This window comes from Actinomycetospora sp. C-140, from assembly GCF_054796175.1.
In genome coordinates this window covers 83,521-98,285 of the sequence record NZ_JBTWNF010000009.1, presented here as the reverse complement: position 1 = coordinate 98,285, position 14,765 = coordinate 83,521, and the positions used below count along the sequence as shown (strand labels likewise).

Sequence of the window (14,765 nt, the reverse complement as noted above, 5' to 3'; positions counted from 1 at the left end):
TCCTGCCCCCCGGCACCTCGCGACAGCCTCTAAAGAGGTCCTATCGTCACGCTTGGTCACGCGATGGCCAAGGCCTCTCACCCTGTCGGCGCAACAGTTGGCCATCGAGCACTTTCGGAGGTCAGGGCGCTTGTGGGTGGCGTTCTTCGGCCCGGGCCGTGGCGGCGGCCCAGATGTGCTCGTACTGCTCGTTCCAGTAGGCGTACCAGCGTTCGTCGACCGCTCGACTGAACTCGACGTGCATCCGGGAACCCGTGGTCCGGTTGTAGAAGCCGTGCAGCTCGATGATCGTCGAACCGCGGCGCGTCGACGGGTCGGTCGCCACGAGACTGAAGCCGGGGTTGTAATCGAGGACGCGGTACTCGAAGGAGCCCGCCATCGGCCAGTTGCTCATCAACTCGAGCTGCCGCAGCGTTGCCGTGAGACTGGCCTCGAGCGAGAGCTGGGGAACCTCGAGGGCATCGAGCTGCCGCGCCGCGGAACGCGCCGTGGTCGGATCGATCACGACGATCCGAACCTTCCCGTCGCGCCGGGACAGCACGGTGCGGGCGAGGGTCTCGCAGTTCTGCGCGGAGAGCAGGTTCACGGCTGACGGAGCGAAGATGCACACCTCGCGCGCTGATCCCCATCGTTCGGCCAACGATCGGCGGTCGAACGTCGAGCGGTCCCCCACGATCTCGGCGAAGGTCTCGGCCTTCGACGGCGGCGATGCTGAGCGGAAGACGAGAATCGCGAGGGCGGCGAGGGTGACGGCCCATCGCGCCTGGTCGCCCCAGTTGGCCGGCTCGGGAAGCAGCGGAATGACGGTGAGCGCCGCGAGGACCACCGCCACCGTCGCGGCGACGTAGACGTCGACGTCGCGAAGTTTGACGAGGTCTTTCGCTGCGCCACGAAACCGACCTGGCACCGCGTGCTCCCCCCGGAAGTCCGACGGAGATCGACCGTTCCATCACTTGGCTGTTCCGCCAAGGGGGTCCGTGGCGAGGGGCCGAGGGGCGACCGAATCGTGATCCCCCGGCTACCGGTGGAACGCCGCGGCGCGATCCTCCAAGATCGTGGCGGCACCCGGTGTCCTGGTTGGACTCTCGTTCCATGACACAGAGCACCGCAGAGACCCTCGCCCATCAGGTCATCGCCTTCTTCGAGGCCGACGAGATCGAGCGCATCGGTGAGCTCGTCACCGAGGACTTCGTCGATCACGGCGCCCCGCCCTGGATGCCACCGGGCAGAGAGAGCTACGTGCGCACCATGCGCTGGCTCAAGGACGTCCTGGGGATTCGCTACGAGGTGCACGAGACCGTCGCGCAGGGGGACTGGTTCGCCGCCCGGGCGACGGTCCACGGCGTCGCGACGTCCGAGCACCTGGGCTTCCCGGCCACCGGTCGTCCGTACGCGATGGAGACCATGCACCTCTACCGCGTGCGCGACGGCCTGCTCGCCGAGCACTGGGGCGTGCGCGACGAGCTCGGGGCGCTGTGGCAGTCCGGGGCGCTCGAGCCGCCGGCGCCGCCCGCCGCGTTCCTCCCCGTCGCGTCCCTGCCCGTCGACGCCTGAGCAGGGGCATCCTGCCGTGGTGGCCGACAGTCCGCGGGCCGCGCCCCCGGCGCGTGCGCACCGTGCGGAGCAGATCCGCGAGACGCGGGCGCGCGTGCTCGGCGCGGCGCGCGAGCTGTTCGTCCGGCGCGGCTACACCGGCGCGACGGTCGACGCCATCGCCCACCGCGCCGGGGTCAGCCCGCAGACCGTCTACAACGTCATCGGGACCAAGGCCGACGTCCTCAAGGCGGTCTACGACGTGGCGCTGGCCGGCGACGACGAGCCGGTGCCGGTGGGCGCGCGCCCGCACGCCGTCGCGATGGCGGCCGCGCCCGACGCCGCGACGGCGCTGCGCCTCTACGCGCGGGTCGGGCGGCAGATGCTCGAGCGCGCCGGGGCCCTGCTCACGACCGTGTACATCCAGGCGCCCGGTCGGGACCCGCAGGTGCGGGCGTTCGTCGAGACGATCGAGCGCGAGCGGTCGATCGGCACGGCGTCCGTCGCGCGGTCCCTCGCCGACCGCTTCGGCCTGCGCGAGGGGCTCACGGTCGCCGAGGCCGGCGACATCCTGTGGACCCTCACCGCGCCCGAGACCGCCGACCGTCTGCTGCGCCGGTGCGGGTGGAGTCTCGACCGCTACGAGGCCTGGCTCGCGCGGACGATGACCGAGGCGCTCGTCGGAGCGTGACCCGGTCGGGGTGTCCGCCGCGTGCCGACCCGGCGCGGGCAGCAGGATGCGGCGGGTGACCGACACGCTCGCCCTGCGCTGGGGCCCGCTGCGGCTCGAGGTGGAGCACGCGGTCTACGAGACGGTCGTGCTGATGACCGTGCTGGTCGTCGCGCTCGACGACGGCATCTCCGACTTCGGCGAGGCCGCGCTGGTGGCCATCGGGCCGCTCGTGGCGACGTTCGCCGCGTACGTCTTCGCGGGCGTGCTGGCGCGGGTCAGCCGGACGGGGGCGCCGCCGCTCGCCCGCGGGGAGATCCGCCGCATCGTCGGGCACTCCGCACAGGTCCTGCAGCTCGCCGTCCCGCCGGTGGTGATCGCGATCGTCGGCGCCGCCACGCACCTCTACACGCCGGAGGAGGCCGTCGACGCCGTCATCTGGCTCGGGCTGGTCTTCCTCGTCGTGATCGGCGGCGTCGGCGGCTACCGTGCGCGGCGCAGCGTGCTCGCCACCCTGCTCGGGGCCGTGGCCGCGGGCGTTGTCGGCCTGTTTGTCCTGGTGCTGCGGCTGATCCTGGAGCACGGCTGACCTCGTCCGGTCCACGGGGAACGATGCCGGCGCGGTGCACGTCTTCTCTGCATGGTGTTCTCGGCGCGCCGCCTGCTCGTGGCGGCCCTGCTCGTGGTCGCGGCGGTGATCTGGGCGCGGATCAACAAGCCCGTCGAGGGCGCGACGCTGCTCGAGCTGTCGTCGCGCCACGGGATCACCACCGCCGACCTCCTCTCGGCGGTCGCCCTGGCGATGGCGATCGTCATCGCCTGGCCGAGCCGGCGCCGGCCGGACCCGGCGGTGGCGGCAGCGCCGATGCCGCCGCGGCCGGACCGGGTCTGGCCCGGAACCACCGCCCCGACCGCGTCCCCGCCAGGCGCTCCAGGCCGGCGTCCGGGAACCAGTCCCGGGCCCGCTCGGCGGTGACGACCACCCACCGCCGCGCCACCGCCCGCGCCAGCGCCACCCACTCCGGGTCGAGCGGGGTGGGCACGGTGTGCTCACGGGCGAGGGTGAAGCCGGTGTCGGACGCGCGCGGGTCGCCGAACATGGGGTCGAGCAGCACGACGTCGACGCGCTCGCCGGCCGCGGCCATCGCCGCGAGCACCTGACGCGAGTCGCCGTGACGGACCTCGACGGGTGCCGATCCGACGCGGGGGATGGCGCCGGCGAAGCCCTCGGTGGCGAGGAGGGCGAGGACGAGGTCGGCCTCGACACCGATCACGGCGCCCTGCGGACCGACGGCCCACGCGGCGACGAGGGCGTCGCGACCGAGGCCGAGCGTGGCGTCGAGGACGTGGTCGCCGGGCGCGAGCTCGCCGGCGCGGACGAGCGGATCGGTCTGGCCGTGGCGCAGCGCCCGCAGCCGCTTGGCCGCCGTGCCCTGGTGGAACGCGAGCCGCCCGCGCGCCGACTCGGCGACCCAGCCCTCCTCGGTGCACACGAGCGCCGTCGTCGCGTCGCCGCGCACCGTCGCGACGGAGGCCTTGCCCCGCTCCACGAGCGGGAGGCCCCAGGCGTCGGCGACTCGCCGGGCCTCCGCGCGCACGGCGTCGGACGCGGACTTGCTCGTCGTCACGACGACCCCGGTGGCCACGGGGTGATCCTGTCGCGTGGCAGGCTCCCGGGGTGACGAGGCGGGGGCGGCTGGTGCTGGCCGGCGTGCTGGTGGTCGTGGCGCTGGCGTGGCTGCCACTGAACAAGCCGGTCGAGGGGCCGAAGCTCCTCGTCCTCTCGGAGACGCACGCGATCGTCACCGCGGACCTGCTGTCGGTGCTGCTCGTGGTGATCGCGATCGTGCTCGTGCTGAAGCGCTGAGACGACGAAGGCCCCGGTCACCGCCGTGGTGACCGGGGCCTGCGTCTGTCGGGATCAGGTGGCGTCGACGGTCTCCGTGTCGGGCGCGGTCTCCGGGGCGACCGGCTCGCCCCCGGTGAGCTCGTCGAGCGGGTTCGTGACCGGCGTGGTGGTCCCGTCGGTCGCGGCGTCCAGGGGGTCGGTGACGGGCTCGGTCAGGCCGCCCCGGACGCCGTCCGGCTCGTGGTGGCGGCGGTGGTCGCCGTCGTGGTGGTGGCGGTCGCCGTGACGGTGGTGGTCGCAGGAGCAGTCGTGCCAGTCGCGGTCGTGGCTGTGACCGTGCGACGGCGCCTCGCCGGCCAGCGCGATCCCGCTGCCGCCCCCGAGGAGGGCGAAGGCCGCGGCCGCGGTGAGGGCACCGCGACCCGTGATGCGAGCGACCCGGTCGCCGCGGAAGCTGCGTGGAGCGTGGTGTGCGCCCATCGGATGTTCCCCTCTGCTGCAGTGCTGTCGAGACAGGTGCGAGGGAAACGTGGGTGTCCCCCCGTACACCGATCAGCCCAACGGCAGCCACGAGCAGTAAGTGATGGGGATCTCACGAAGGTGTGAGATCTCCGTGCTGGGGTTCGTGGGTGCGCATGAGGGGGAACGACGGCGATCCGTGCTGGTCAGGGGATCGCGGGAGGGTCGGGACCCGGGTCACGGGCGCCGTAAGGCCGTGGTAGGCGTCGCCCGCTGGGGTGGCGGGCCCGTCCGCGTGATCAGCAGCGCACCACGCACCTCCGGAAGCCCCGCGACGTGCTTGCCGTGCTGGTGATCTTCCGAGCGTCAACCCTCGACGCGCTCCACGGGTCCGCGGGCCGGGGCGTGCCGGCCGAGCTCGCGCTCGACGTGCCCCAGGAGGGCCGCGAGCAGGTCGTTGAGGCTGCGCAGGGCGGCGGGGTCGAGGGCGCCGGTGACGAGGGCGTGGTCGACACCGGTGCGCTGGTCGGTGGCGGAGCGCCAGCGCTGCCGACCACGCTCCGTCAGGCGCACCGGGCGGCTACGGCCGTCGCCGGAACGCGGCGCGGGTTCGACGAGGCCGGCGCGGGTCAGGCGGTGGAGGCGGAGGCTCGTGCTCCCCGACGTGATGCCGAGGGTGCGGGCGATGTCGCCGGGCAGGAGCTCCCCGTCGGCCCGGGCCAGCACCGACAGGGCTTCCAGGTCGCCAACACTCATGTCGTGGTCGGTCGCGGCGTCGGCGATCACCTCGTCGAACAGTCGCGAGAGCCGCCGGATGCGCTGGCGGGCAGACTCGACGTCGGGCTCCACCGCGGGGAGGTGGGCCATCCACGTCGGGAGCTCCGCGTCGACGGCGTCGCGGGGCTGGGTGTCGTCCACGGCTCGACACTATCTTGGTACTCAAGCTATTTTGTCTTGGTACCCAAGGCATCAGGAGGTGGCGGCGATGAGCACGCCGCAGGACGGGGCCGGGACGGTCTGGCTCATCACCGGGACGAGCACCGGGTTCGGGCGCGCGATCGCCCGGGCGGCGCTGGCGCGCGGACACCGCGTCGTGGCGACCGCGCGGAAGGAGAGCGACGTCGCGGACCTGGCCGCGGAGGCGCCCGAGCGGGTCCGGACCGCGGCGCTCGACGTCACCGACCCGGACGCGATCACCGCGGCCGTCGACCACGCGGTGGGCGAGTTCGGCCGGATCGACGTCGTGGTCAACAACGCCGGCTACGGCAGCCGCGGCGCGTTCGAGGAGTTCACCGACGCGCAGATCCGCGCCCAGTTCGAGGTCAACGTCTTCGGCGCCCTCGCCGTCACGCGCGCGGTGCTGCCGGTGATGCGGGCGCAGGGCTCGGGCCACGTGATCCAGATGTCGTCGATCGCCGGGGTGCGCTCCGCGCTCGGCGGGTCGGCGTACTCGGCGACGAAGATGGCGCTCGAGGGTGCGTCCGAGGGACTCGCGGCCGAGGTCGCGCCGCTGGGCATCAGGGTCACGATGATCGAGCCCGGGCCGTTCCGCACCGACTTCGCCGGCCGTTCGCCGGTGGTGGCGGACCCGATCCCGGCCTACGCGGAGATCCTCGAGACCTCGCGCGCCCGGTTCGCGACCCTCGACGGCACGCAGCCCGGCGACCCGGAGCGCGCCGCCCACGCCGTCGTCGACGTCGCCGCGATGGACGACCCGCCTCTGCGCCTGCCGCTCGGCGCCAACGCGTTCGACACCGTGCGCGACACGTTCCACGCCCGTCTCGCCGAGCTGGACGCCGTCGAGCCGCTCGGCCGCGACACCGACTTCCCCGCGACCGCGACCACCTGAACCCCGCGGTGGCGACCCTCCGGGACCCCTGACACCGTGGGCCGGTGATCGCAGCGGCGCGGGTGGTGCTCGGGCTGCTGCTCGCCGTCGTCGCGGTGGCCGGGTGCTCGTCGGACTACACCGAGGGCACGTCGGGGCCCGCGGCGCGGCCCGACCAGTCCCTCGAGGCCGCGCGCACGAAGCTGGAGCTCGTCCAGCAGGACGCCTGCTACACGTCGCGGGACGTCGCGGGGCTGTACCCCCGGTGCGGCCGGTGGGAGGAGGAGGTCCTCAACGTGGCGAACGCGGCCTCGGTGGCGCGCCCCGGCCAGCCCGAGATCACCGATCCGGCCGCGGCCGTCGTCGCCGGTCACGACCACTTCCTGCGCGCCGGCTGCGCCACCGGCGGCGCGCCGCCGGAGTGCGTCGCGGCGATGACCGAGACCCGGGAGGCCGTGACGAGCCTGGGCCGGGGGATCACCACCGCCCGGTGACCCGACCCGTACGTGAGCGAACTTTGGGCCTATAGGCCCAAAGTTCGCTCACGTAGGCCGGTCAGAGGAACGCGTCCAGGGTGATCGGGAGGGAGCGGACCCGGACGCCGGTGGCGTGATACGCGGCGTTGGCGATCGCCGCCGCGACGCCGACGATCCCGATCTCGCCGATGCCCTTGGTGCCCATCGGGTTGACGTAGGGGTCGTCCTCGTCGAGCCACTCCACGTCCACGGTGCCGACGTCGGCGTTCGAGGCGACGTGGTAGCCGGCGAGGTCCCGGTTGACGACGTGGCCGAAGCGGTCGTCGAGGACGCTCTCCTCGTGCAGGGCGGCCGAGAGCCCCCACGTCATGCCGCCGAGGAACTGCGAGCGGGCGGTCAGCGGGTTGACGATGCGGCCCGCGGCGAACACCCCCAGCATCCGCGGCACCCGGATCTCGCCGGTGTCGGCGTGCACGGCCACCTCGACGAAGTGCGCCCCGAAGGAGTGCATCGAGTACTCGCCGGCCCACGGGTTGTCGGGCGTGTGGGCGTCGGCCTCGTCGCCGTCGTCGGGATGGTCGCCGTACTTGTCCCGGAAACGGTCGGCCGCCTCGACGATCGTCGCGCCCCACGACGTCGTGCCCGCCGAGCCGCCGGCCGGGCCCGCCGGGCCGAAGGCGGTGTCGCCGATGCGCAGGTCGATCCGTTCGACTCCGACGTCGAGGGCGTCGGCCGCGATCGCGGTGAGCGCCGCCCGCGCGCCCTGGCCGATGTCGGAGGCGGCGATCTCGACGATGTAGCCCGCCGTGTCGCCCGCGCCGGTCGCCCGGATCGTCGCCTCCGATCCGGGGAATCGCGGGACCGGGAAGGACGCCGAGCCCACCCCGGTGCCGTGCCACCAGCCGTCGACCAGCCGCGCGCGCGGCGCCGGGTCACGGTCGGCCCACCCGAAGCGCTCCGCGCCCCGGCGCAGGCAGGCCACGAGGTTGCGGCTGGAGTACGGCAGCCCGGACTCCGGGTCGACCTCGGGCTCGTTGCGCACCCGCAGCTCGACCGGGTCGATCCCGAGCTCGATCGCCAGCTCGTCCATCGCGCACTCGCCGGCGAAGCTGCCCGGCGCCTCGCCGGGAGCGCGCATGAACGTCGGCACCCCGATGTCCAACGGCACCACCCGGTGGGTCGTGCGCCGCGCCTCGGCTGCGTACATGCCGCGGCTGAACGCGGCCGCAGGCTCGACGAACTCGCCGATCTTCGAGCCCTGGTCGACGACGTCGTGGGTGATCGCGGTGAGCCGGCCCTCGCGGTCGGCGCCCAGCGCGATGTGCTGCACGGTCGCCGGCCGGTAGCCCACCAGGTCGAACATCTGCTGGCGCGTCAGCGCGTAGCGCACCGACCGGCCCGGGACGGCCTGCGCCGCGAGCGCGGTGAGCATCGTGTTCGGGTGGGTGCCGCCCTTGGAGCCGAAGCCGCCCCCGACATGCTGGGCGACGACGTCGACGTCGGACTCGTCGAGCCCGAACGCCGCCGCGAGCGCCTGCCGGGTCCAGCTCACGGCCTGGGTCGCGTCGTGGACGACGAGCCGGCCGTCCTCCCAGCACGCGACGGTCGCGTGCGGCTCGAGGGGCTGGTGGTGCTCCATCGGCGTCCGGTAGGTCCGGCGCAGCGTGACCGCGGACGCCGCGAGCGCGGCCTCCGGATCCCCGCGGGTGTCGTCGGTGGCGCCCACGACGAGGGCCTCCGGCGCGTAGACGTCGGGGGAGTCCTCGTCGAGGACGGCCGCGTGCGGCTCCTCGACGACCTCGACCGACACCAGCGACGCGGCCTCCCGCGCGGCCTCCGAGGAGGTGGCGAGCACGGCGGCGAGGTACTGGCCGTGCTGGTGGATCGTCGCCGACTGCAGCACGCCGTGGTCGGCATCGGCCTCGCGGGCCAGGCGCGGCGAGTTCTCGTGGGTCAGGACGGCGACGACGCCCTCGAGCGTCTCGGCCGCGCTCGTGTCGATCGCCGTGACGCGCCCCCGCGCGACGCCGGCCTGCACCGGGAAGAGGTACAGCGCTTCGCTGCCCGGCGTCTCGACGGTGTAGCGGGCGGTGCCGCGGACCTTCTGCGGACCCTCCGGCCGGGGCATCGCCGTGCCGACGGCGTGCGGGACGAAGGGACGGGATGCGGTGGTCATCGGGCCTCCTGCGCAGAGTTCTCCGCCAGGTTCTCCGCCAGCCCGCGCAGCGCGGCGGCCAGCGTCGCGGTGACCAGCGGGAGCTTGAACGCGGTGCCGCCGCGCGGGCTCTCGACGGGCCGGGCGTCGACGAGCTCGGCGCGCGCGGCGGCGCGGTAGGTGTCGTCGGTGGCCGGGGCGCCGACGAGCGCGCCCTCGGCCGCGGTGGCGCGCCACGGCACGTGCGCGACGCCGCCCAGGGCGACGCGGGCGTCGGTGATGGTGCCGCCGTCGTCGACCGCCAGCGCGGCGGCGACCGAGACGAGCGCGAAGGCGTACGACGCGCGGTCTCGCACCTTGCGGTACGTCGAGTGCGCGGCGACCGGCGACGCCGGCACGTCGACCGCGGTGATCAGCTCGCCGTGGGCGAGGACCGTGTCCCGCGCCGGGTCGTCCCCGGGGAGCCGGTGCAGGTGTGTCAGCGGGATCGTCCGCTCGCCGTCGGGGCCGAGGACCTGCACCTGCGCGTCGAGCGCGGCCAGGGCGACGGCCATGTCCGAGGGATGGGTGGCGACGCAGGCGACGTCGGCCGGCTCGTGGGTGGCGCCGAGGACCGCGTGGTGGCGCGCCCAGCCCTCCAGCGCCGCGCAGCCGGAACCCGGCGAACGCTTGTTGCACGGCGTCGTGAGGTCCTGGAAGTAGACGCACCGGGTGCGCTGGAGCAGGTTGCCGCCGGTGGTGGCCATGTTGCGGAGCTGGCCGGACGCCCCGGCGAGCAGGGCCTGGGCGAGCACGGGGTAGCGGGCGCGCACCCGCTCGTCGGCGGCGAGGTCGGCGTTGCGCACCCCGGCCCCGATCCGCAGCCCGCCCTCGGGCAGGTCGGTGATCTCGGTGGACGTCAGGCCGGTGACGTCGACGAGCGTGCTCGGCGCCGCGAGGCCGAGCTTGAGGTGGTCGACGACGTTCGTGCCGCCGGCGAGGAACGCGGCGTCCGGGTCTGCGGTCACGGTGGCGACGGCGCCGGCCGCATCGTGGGGGCGCTCGTAGGCGAAGGGCTTCACCGGGCCACCTGCTCGACGGCGTCGACGATGTGCGCGTAGGCGCCGCAGCGGCAGAGGTTGCCCGAGAGGCGCTCGGCGATCTCGGCGCGGTCGAGCCGCACGTCGCCGGTGAGGTCCTCGGTGACGACGCTCGGCGCGCCGTGGGCCGCCTCGTCGAGCATCCCGACCGCGGAGCAGATCTGGCCGGGCGTGCAGTACCCGCACTGGTAGGCGTCGTGGTCGACGAAGGCCTGCTGCAGCGGATGCAGCTCGCCCTCCGGGGCCAGGCCGTCCGCGGTGGTGATCTCGGCGCCGTCGTGGGCGACGGCGAGGGACAGGCAGGACAGGGTGCGGCGCCCGTCGAGCAGCACCGTGCAGGCGCCGCACTGGCCGTGGTCGCAGCCCTTCTTGGGGCTCGTGATGTCGAGGTGCTCGCGCAGGGCGTCGAGCACGGTGGTGCGGGTGTCGACCGTGAGGCTGTGGTGGTGCCCGTCGACGGTCAGGGTGAGGTCGAGCTTCACGAGCTAAGAGGTACCACGTTCCGGTTACGCCTACGCACGCGTTCGCCCAGGGCTGTCGGGGCCCGGTCGACGAGGCGCGGTCCCGGGCGGATAGTGGGGGACATGGCTGAGGTCGAGGTCGCCGGGGTGGGCCAGGAACAGGGCAGTGAGGACCCGGTGCTGCTGCTGCGGGAGCGCACCGGCGGACGGCGCTATCTCGCGATCTGGATCGGCGCGCCCGAGGCGACGGCGCTCGCCGCCGCGGAGGTGGCCGCGACGCTGCCCCGCCCGCTGACCCACCGCCTGCTCCTCGACGCCGTCGAGGCGTTCGGCGCTCGGCTGACCGGTGTGCGGCTGACGGCGCTGGTCGAGGGCCAGTTCCACGCCGAGCTCGACCTGACGACGGCGGACGGCGGCACCCGCGCGGTGTCGGCGCGCGCGAGCGACGCCGTCACCCTCGCCGTCCACCAGGGCTGCCCCATCGAGGCCGACGAGGAGGTGCTCTCGGAGGCGGCGCTGCCCGCCACCGCGGTGGCGACCGTCGGCGGCGCCGAGGACGAGCCCGACGAGGCGGACCCGGCCGCGGCCACCACGGCCGACGTCGAGGACGAGGTGGAACAGCTGCGGCGCGCGCTGTCCGAGGCCACGCCGGACGACTTCCGCACCGACAGCGACTCGGGGACGGACCCCGACAAGGAGTAGGTCAGTGCGCGGTCCACGGCGGGCGGGCCGCGTCGACCGGAGCCTCGAGCCCCGCGGGGCTGCGCGGCGTCGGAACGGACGCGAACGCCGCGACCTGCCGGCTCCGGCGCTGGGCCCGGGAGAGCTGGGCCGCGAGCGCGGCCTTCGCCTCCTGCTCGCGCCGCGCCGTGCGGCGGGCGCTCCACGACAGCCGGGACGGCGGGCCGGCCGCCGGGACGGGTGGGGTGATCACCACGGCGTCCGCCGCCGGTGCCGTCGCGAGGCGCGCCGCCGGCGCCACCGGGCGGATCGACAGCGTCGTCGCGTCGAGTCCGGGTGTCGGGCCGGCCGGAGTGGGTGCCGGGATCGTGTGGCGGATGGCCATGGCGATCCGGCGGTGGCCGTCGGCGGTCGCGTCGGCCGCGTCCTCCGGCTCGGGTCGGGTGTGGCGTCCCACGGAGCACCTCCGTCCGCCCAGCGGTCCGGTGATGCTGGGCTGTTCGGCGTAGGAGCAGGGTTGCCGTGGTGAACGCGTTCACACCTCCCGTCTGCGCAGCGGCCACGATCGGTGCGCCGGTCCGCCCGACCATGATCCGCCCGGGTGCTCCTCTGACCCGATGACATCGGGTGAACGGAGCACCTGGAGGGATCACTCGCTCATCCGGGACCCGGACAGACGAACGCCCCGGGTCCACGAGGTGGACCCGGGGCGCCCCCCGACGTCATCGCACGGTCGTCGACCGCGCTCGGGTCAGAGAACCCCCGCGAGAACGGCGGCGGGGGAGGCGGAGTCCGCGGAGGAGCCGGAGTCGGCGGAGGAGCTGCTCCCGGTGAGTCCGGTCGGGTCGGGGAGCGCGGAGGTCGCGTCGGAGAGCGCGGAGGTGTCGGCGGCGTCCGTGGCCTCGGAGGCGTCGGAGGCGGCGTGGCTGTCGACGTGCCCACTCTCGACGTCGTCGCTGTCCACGGCGTCGCTGTCGAGCGGCGCTCCGCCGGTGGCGTCGTCCACCGGGTCGGTGACCGCGGTGCTCGCGCCGTCGCTCGCGCTGTCGATCGGGTCGGTGACCGGCTCGGTCAGGCCGCCGACGACGTGGTCGGGGCTCGTCTCGACCGCGTGGGTGCCGGCAGTCGGCAGGGTCGGGAGCGCGGGCGTCGCCGGCAGCTCCGGCGTGGCCGGCAGCTCGGGCGTCGCCGGCAGCGCCGGCAGCGCGGCGGCCGTCGGCAGGGCCGGGATCGCGGGCAGCGCGGGAGTCGCCGGGAGCTCGGGGAGCGCCGCGAGGCCGTGGGTGGCGGGCAGGTCGTGCGCCGTCTCGGTGAGGCCGGTGGCCGCCGCGGTGCCGACCTCGGCCGGGGTGGCCGCGAACGCCGCCGCGCTGCCGCCGCCGACCAGGGCGATCGCGGCGGTGGCGGTCAGGGCACCGCGGCCGGCGATGCGGCCGGCCCGTGGCGTGGTCGGAGCGGAGTGTGCGCCCATGAGGAGGTATCCCTTCACCGGTGTGGGTACTGGTCTCTGCGCGCACCGGGTGAACGACCGTCCGTCGGTTACGCCGAAGGGGTAACGACCCTCGATCGTGTGAGGTAACGGTTCGGTCACGGATAAATCTCAGGAACATCTCAGCCGTGCTCCCGAGGTGCTGGTCCTCGGGTGGCGCCGGCGAACGGCGTCGGGTGGGCCCTCGTGGCGTCGGCTCGGGGGCCCGCCGGTCCGAGGGGCGCCCTGGGTGCGTGGGATGCAGCGAGGGACGCCCTCGCTCCACCGGCGCCCGGGTGCCCGCCTGGTCCGAGGGGCGCCCTGGCTGCGTGGGAGGCAGCGAGGGACGCCCTCGCTCCACCGGCGCCCGGGTGCCCGCCCGGTTCGAGGGGCGCCCTGGGTGCGTGGGATGCAGCGAAGGACGCCCTCGCTCCATCGGCGCGCGCCCCACCTCGGGCGCCAGCTCAGCGCGGGCGCACGGCGCGCGCCGCGACCGGCGAGCGTCCCGATCACGCCCGCGAGGACGTCAGCGGACGACGACGTCCTCGTTGACGAACATGCCGATGTCCGCCGGCACCGTGCGCAGCGCCTTCGCCGGCACGCCGCCGTAGAGCGTCAGGGGTTCCGCCAGAGGGCCCGTGACCACGGCACCGGCGGCGACCAGGCAGCGCTCGGCGATGCGGACGCCGGGCAGCAGGGTGCAGCGGGTGTTCACCAGGCTCCACGCCCCGATCACGATCGGCCAGGTGCCCTGGCGGGCGGTGGCCGGGTCGTAGGAGTGGGTCATCACCTGGGTCCAGTAGCCCGTCAGCGACGCCCGCTCGTGCAGTTCGATCAGGTCGCTGGCGTCGACGAAGTGCATCATCATGATCCGCGCGTGCGGGTGCAGGACGACCTCGAGACGCCGCTCGACGTCGTCGAAGAAGCCCTTGTCGCGGCGGATCGCGTTGACGAAGTTGAGGTGCCCGATCAGGGCGTGCTCGTCGAGGCTCACGCGCTCGCAGCCGCGGATGATGTTCAGGTGCCCGATCGACGCGCCGGGACCCATCTCGAGGCGGTCGACGTCGACGAACGAGTGGCCGAGGTGTGCCGTCGGGTCGATCCGGTGGCCGAGCAGGCGCACGTGCACCCAGCGGCGCAGGGCGCCGGGCAGCACGACGGCGAGGACGGCGAGCAGGGTGCGCGGACGTCGCGCGCGAATGATCACGACTCGATCCAGGGCTGCGGCCGGGCGAGGTCCTTGCGCACGACGAAGCCGAAGATGTTGCCCTGGTGGCGGGCGAGCCCGTTGAGCCCCGCGTTCAGCCCGGCCGCGAGGCCGGCGCGCACGCGGCCCGTCCCCTCGGACGCACCGAGCACCGAGCGCATGCCCGGCGTCAGCGCCCGGTCCGGGCCGACGAGCCAGTGCGCGTGGAAGTCGACCGGGACGTCGTGGGCCGGGTCGAAGGTGCGGACGGTCTTGCGGACCTCGTGGCGGGTCCAGCGGTAGACGAAGTTCGGGATGCCGGTGCCGTCGACGCCGCCGGTGGTCCCGCCGCCGTCGCGCACCGCGTCATGCTCGTAGACCCCGGCGAGCCCCAGCCGGCACGCGGCGCGCATCAGCGGCGAGTCCTGGTTCTCGACGGCGACCACGGTCTTGCGCGCGATCCGGAACATCTCGTGCAGCGCCTGGTGCGGGCGGCTGCAGTGGTGCAGGCCCGCGTGCCCGATGACGTGGTCGAACGCGCCGTCGGGAAGATTCATCGCGTGCGCGTCGCCGTGCACCGCGTCGGGCAGGCGGCTCGACGGCGAGTCCGGGGCGAGGTTGACGAACGTGCAGCGCGTCAGCCCGATGCGGGCCGTGACCTCGCGGTCGAACGCGCCGGCGAACTGCACGAGCACCGTGTCGTCGGGGCGCAGGACGCCGTCGGCCACCAGGCCGCGCAGCAGATCCTCGTAGAGCCCGGCGCCCGCCTCCGGGGCGGACACGGTGGACGCGGTGGTCTGAGGGTCGATCACGGTCACCCGGCGACCTCCTCGGGTCGGAGCGAAGGTGGCGGCCAAGCTAGCGGCGCGGTGCCCGACCCGAACGGGCGACGTATCCGCACAGCGCAAACGGGGGTTCCG

At 74.4% G+C, this 14,765-nt stretch carries 18 protein-coding genes; 7 read left to right on the top strand and 11 right to left on the bottom strand.

Features of this window, described 5'->3' with window-relative positions:
* Positions 1 to 121 precede the first annotated feature (121 nt).
* The gene (locus tag ACR9E3_RS16525; RefSeq protein ID WP_460381394.1) at positions 122 to 907 is read right to left on the bottom strand and encodes a hypothetical protein; all 786 of its coding nucleotides are present in this window, start codon (positions 905 to 907) and stop codon (positions 122 to 124) included.
* Positions 908 to 1,092: 185 nt separating this feature from the next.
* Here ACR9E3_RS16525 and ACR9E3_RS16520 point away from each other — a divergent pair, with 185 nt between their 5' ends.
* Genes ACR9E3_RS16520 through ACR9E3_RS16510 form a run of 3 tightly spaced genes read left to right on the top strand, consistent with a single transcriptional unit; the run spans position 1,093 to position 2,792 of the window.
* Complete coding sequence (locus ACR9E3_RS16520; RefSeq protein ID WP_460381393.1) at positions 1,093 to 1,554, top strand: ester cyclase; 462 nt, start codon at positions 1,093 to 1,095, stop codon at positions 1,552 to 1,554.
* 19 nt (positions 1,555 to 1,573) lie between these two features.
* Positions 1,574 to 2,224 (top strand): TetR family transcriptional regulator, encoded by a 651-nt coding sequence (locus ACR9E3_RS16515; RefSeq protein ID WP_460381392.1) that lies wholly within the window; start codon positions 1,574 to 1,576, stop codon positions 2,222 to 2,224.
* A 55-nt stretch (positions 2,225 to 2,279) separates the two neighbouring features.
* A complete protein-coding gene (locus ACR9E3_RS16510) occupies positions 2,280 to 2,792 on the top strand; it encodes a hypothetical protein (RefSeq protein ID WP_460381391.1) in 513 nt (170 codons plus the stop codon).
* A 223-nt stretch (positions 2,793 to 3,015) separates the two neighbouring features.
* On the opposite strand, the gene ACR9E3_RS16505 is transcribed toward ACR9E3_RS16510, so the two are convergent.
* Positions 3,016 to 3,849, bottom strand: a complete 834-nt coding sequence (locus ACR9E3_RS16505; RefSeq protein WP_460381390.1) for a class I SAM-dependent methyltransferase — start codon at positions 3,847 to 3,849, stop codon at positions 3,016 to 3,018.
* Between the two features lie 32 nt (positions 3,850 to 3,881).
* On the opposite strand from ACR9E3_RS16505, the gene ACR9E3_RS16500 reads away from it, so the two are divergent.
* Entirely contained in the window at positions 3,882 to 4,070 is a 189-nt protein-coding gene (locus tag ACR9E3_RS16500) for a hypothetical protein (RefSeq protein ID WP_460381389.1), read from the top strand.
* Between the two features lie 54 nt (positions 4,071 to 4,124).
* Here the strand turns inward: ACR9E3_RS16500 and ACR9E3_RS16495 are convergent, their stop codons facing one another.
* Both ACR9E3_RS16495 and ACR9E3_RS16490 read right to left on the bottom strand, forming a co-directional pair.
* Positions 4,125 to 4,532 (bottom strand): hypothetical protein, encoded by a 408-nt coding sequence (locus ACR9E3_RS16495; RefSeq protein ID WP_460381388.1) that lies wholly within the window; start codon positions 4,530 to 4,532, stop codon positions 4,125 to 4,127.
* Between the two features lie 345 nt (positions 4,533 to 4,877).
* Positions 4,878 to 5,429, bottom strand: a complete 552-nt coding sequence (locus ACR9E3_RS16490) for a MarR family winged helix-turn-helix transcriptional regulator (RefSeq protein WP_460381386.1) — start codon at positions 5,427 to 5,429, stop codon at positions 4,878 to 4,880.
* Between the two features lie 67 nt (positions 5,430 to 5,496).
* Between ACR9E3_RS16490 and ACR9E3_RS16485 the strand changes: the two genes are divergently transcribed.
* A complete protein-coding gene (locus tag ACR9E3_RS16485) occupies positions 5,497 to 6,360 on the top strand; it encodes an oxidoreductase (protein ID WP_460381385.1) in 864 nt (287 codons plus the stop codon).
* Positions 6,361 to 6,404: 44 nt separating this feature from the next.
* Positions 6,405 to 6,833, top strand: a complete 429-nt coding sequence (locus ACR9E3_RS16480; RefSeq protein WP_460381383.1) for a hypothetical protein — start codon at positions 6,405 to 6,407, stop codon at positions 6,831 to 6,833.
* Between the two features lie 61 nt (positions 6,834 to 6,894).
* On the opposite strand, the gene ACR9E3_RS16475 is transcribed toward ACR9E3_RS16480, so the two are convergent.
* From ACR9E3_RS16475 to ACR9E3_RS16465, 3 genes are read right to left on the bottom strand one after another with little or no spacing between them, the layout of a single operon-like run.
* Entirely contained in the window at positions 6,895 to 8,991 is a 2,097-nt protein-coding gene (locus ACR9E3_RS16475) for a xanthine dehydrogenase family protein molybdopterin-binding subunit (RefSeq protein WP_460381382.1), read from the bottom strand.
* Positions 8,988 to 10,031: an FAD binding domain-containing protein gene (locus tag ACR9E3_RS16470; RefSeq protein ID WP_460381380.1), complete on the bottom strand. Its 1,044-nt coding sequence runs from the start codon at positions 10,029 to 10,031 to the stop codon at positions 8,988 to 8,990. Before ACR9E3_RS16470 ends, ACR9E3_RS16475 begins: the two co-directional genes overlap by 4 nt.
* On the bottom strand, positions 10,028 to 10,531 hold the full coding sequence (locus ACR9E3_RS16465; RefSeq protein WP_460381379.1) for a 2Fe-2S iron-sulfur cluster-binding protein: 504 nt from the start codon (positions 10,529 to 10,531) through the stop codon (positions 10,028 to 10,030). The genes ACR9E3_RS16470 and ACR9E3_RS16465 overlap by 4 nt, the downstream gene beginning before the upstream one ends.
* A 102-nt stretch (positions 10,532 to 10,633) precedes the next feature.
* On the opposite strand from ACR9E3_RS16465, the gene ACR9E3_RS16460 reads away from it, so the two are divergent.
* Positions 10,634 to 11,212, top strand: coding sequence for a bifunctional nuclease family protein (locus tag ACR9E3_RS16460; protein ID WP_460381378.1), 579 nt, complete (start codon positions 10,634 to 10,636; stop codon positions 11,210 to 11,212).
* Between the two features lies 1 nt (position 11,213).
* Here ACR9E3_RS16460 and ACR9E3_RS16455 read toward each other — a convergent pair whose 3' ends face one another.
* The 4 genes from ACR9E3_RS16455 to ACR9E3_RS16440 form a co-directional block, all read right to left on the bottom strand.
* Complete coding sequence (locus ACR9E3_RS16455; RefSeq protein WP_460381376.1) at positions 11,214 to 11,648, bottom strand: hypothetical protein; 435 nt, start codon at positions 11,646 to 11,648, stop codon at positions 11,214 to 11,216.
* A gap of 294 nt (positions 11,649 to 11,942) precedes the next feature.
* The gene (locus ACR9E3_RS16450; protein ID WP_460381375.1) at positions 11,943 to 12,662 is read right to left on the bottom strand and encodes a hypothetical protein; all 720 of its coding nucleotides are present in this window, start codon (positions 12,660 to 12,662) and stop codon (positions 11,943 to 11,945) included.
* A gap of 523 nt (positions 12,663 to 13,185) precedes the next feature.
* Positions 13,186 to 13,866 carry an acyltransferase gene (locus ACR9E3_RS16445; protein WP_460381374.1) on the bottom strand — a complete coding sequence of 227 codons (681 nt, stop codon included), beginning with the start codon at positions 13,864 to 13,866 and terminating at the stop codon, positions 13,186 to 13,188.
* Positions 13,863 to 14,663, bottom strand: a complete 801-nt coding sequence (locus ACR9E3_RS16440; protein WP_460381373.1) for a class I SAM-dependent methyltransferase — start codon at positions 14,661 to 14,663, stop codon at positions 13,863 to 13,865. The genes ACR9E3_RS16445 and ACR9E3_RS16440 overlap by 4 nt, the downstream gene beginning before the upstream one ends.
* Between the last annotated feature and the right edge of the window lie 102 nt (positions 14,664 to 14,765).

Bases quoted from the DNA above. Each gene is read 5' to 3' on its own strand.
- ACR9E3_RS16460 (WP_460381378.1), top strand. From the start codon at position 10,634: ATGGCTGAGGTCGAGGTCGCCGGGGTGGGCCAGGAACAGGGCAGTGAG.
- ACR9E3_RS16495 (WP_460381388.1), bottom strand. From the start codon at position 4,532: ATGGGCGCACACCACGCTCCACGCAGCTTCCGCGGCGACCGGGTCGCT.
- ACR9E3_RS16520 (WP_460381393.1), top strand. From the start codon at position 1,093: ATGACACAGAGCACCGCAGAGACCCTCGCCCATCAGGTCATCGCCTTC.
- ACR9E3_RS16485 (WP_460381385.1), top strand. From the start codon at position 5,497: ATGAGCACGCCGCAGGACGGGGCCGGGACGGTCTGGCTCATCACCGGG.
- ACR9E3_RS16450 (WP_460381375.1), bottom strand. From the start codon at position 12,662: ATGGGCGCACACTCCGCTCCGACCACGCCACGGGCCGGCCGCATCGCC.
- ACR9E3_RS16475 (WP_460381382.1), bottom strand. From the start codon at position 8,991: ATGACCACCGCATCCCGTCCCTTCGTCCCGCACGCCGTCGGCACGGCG.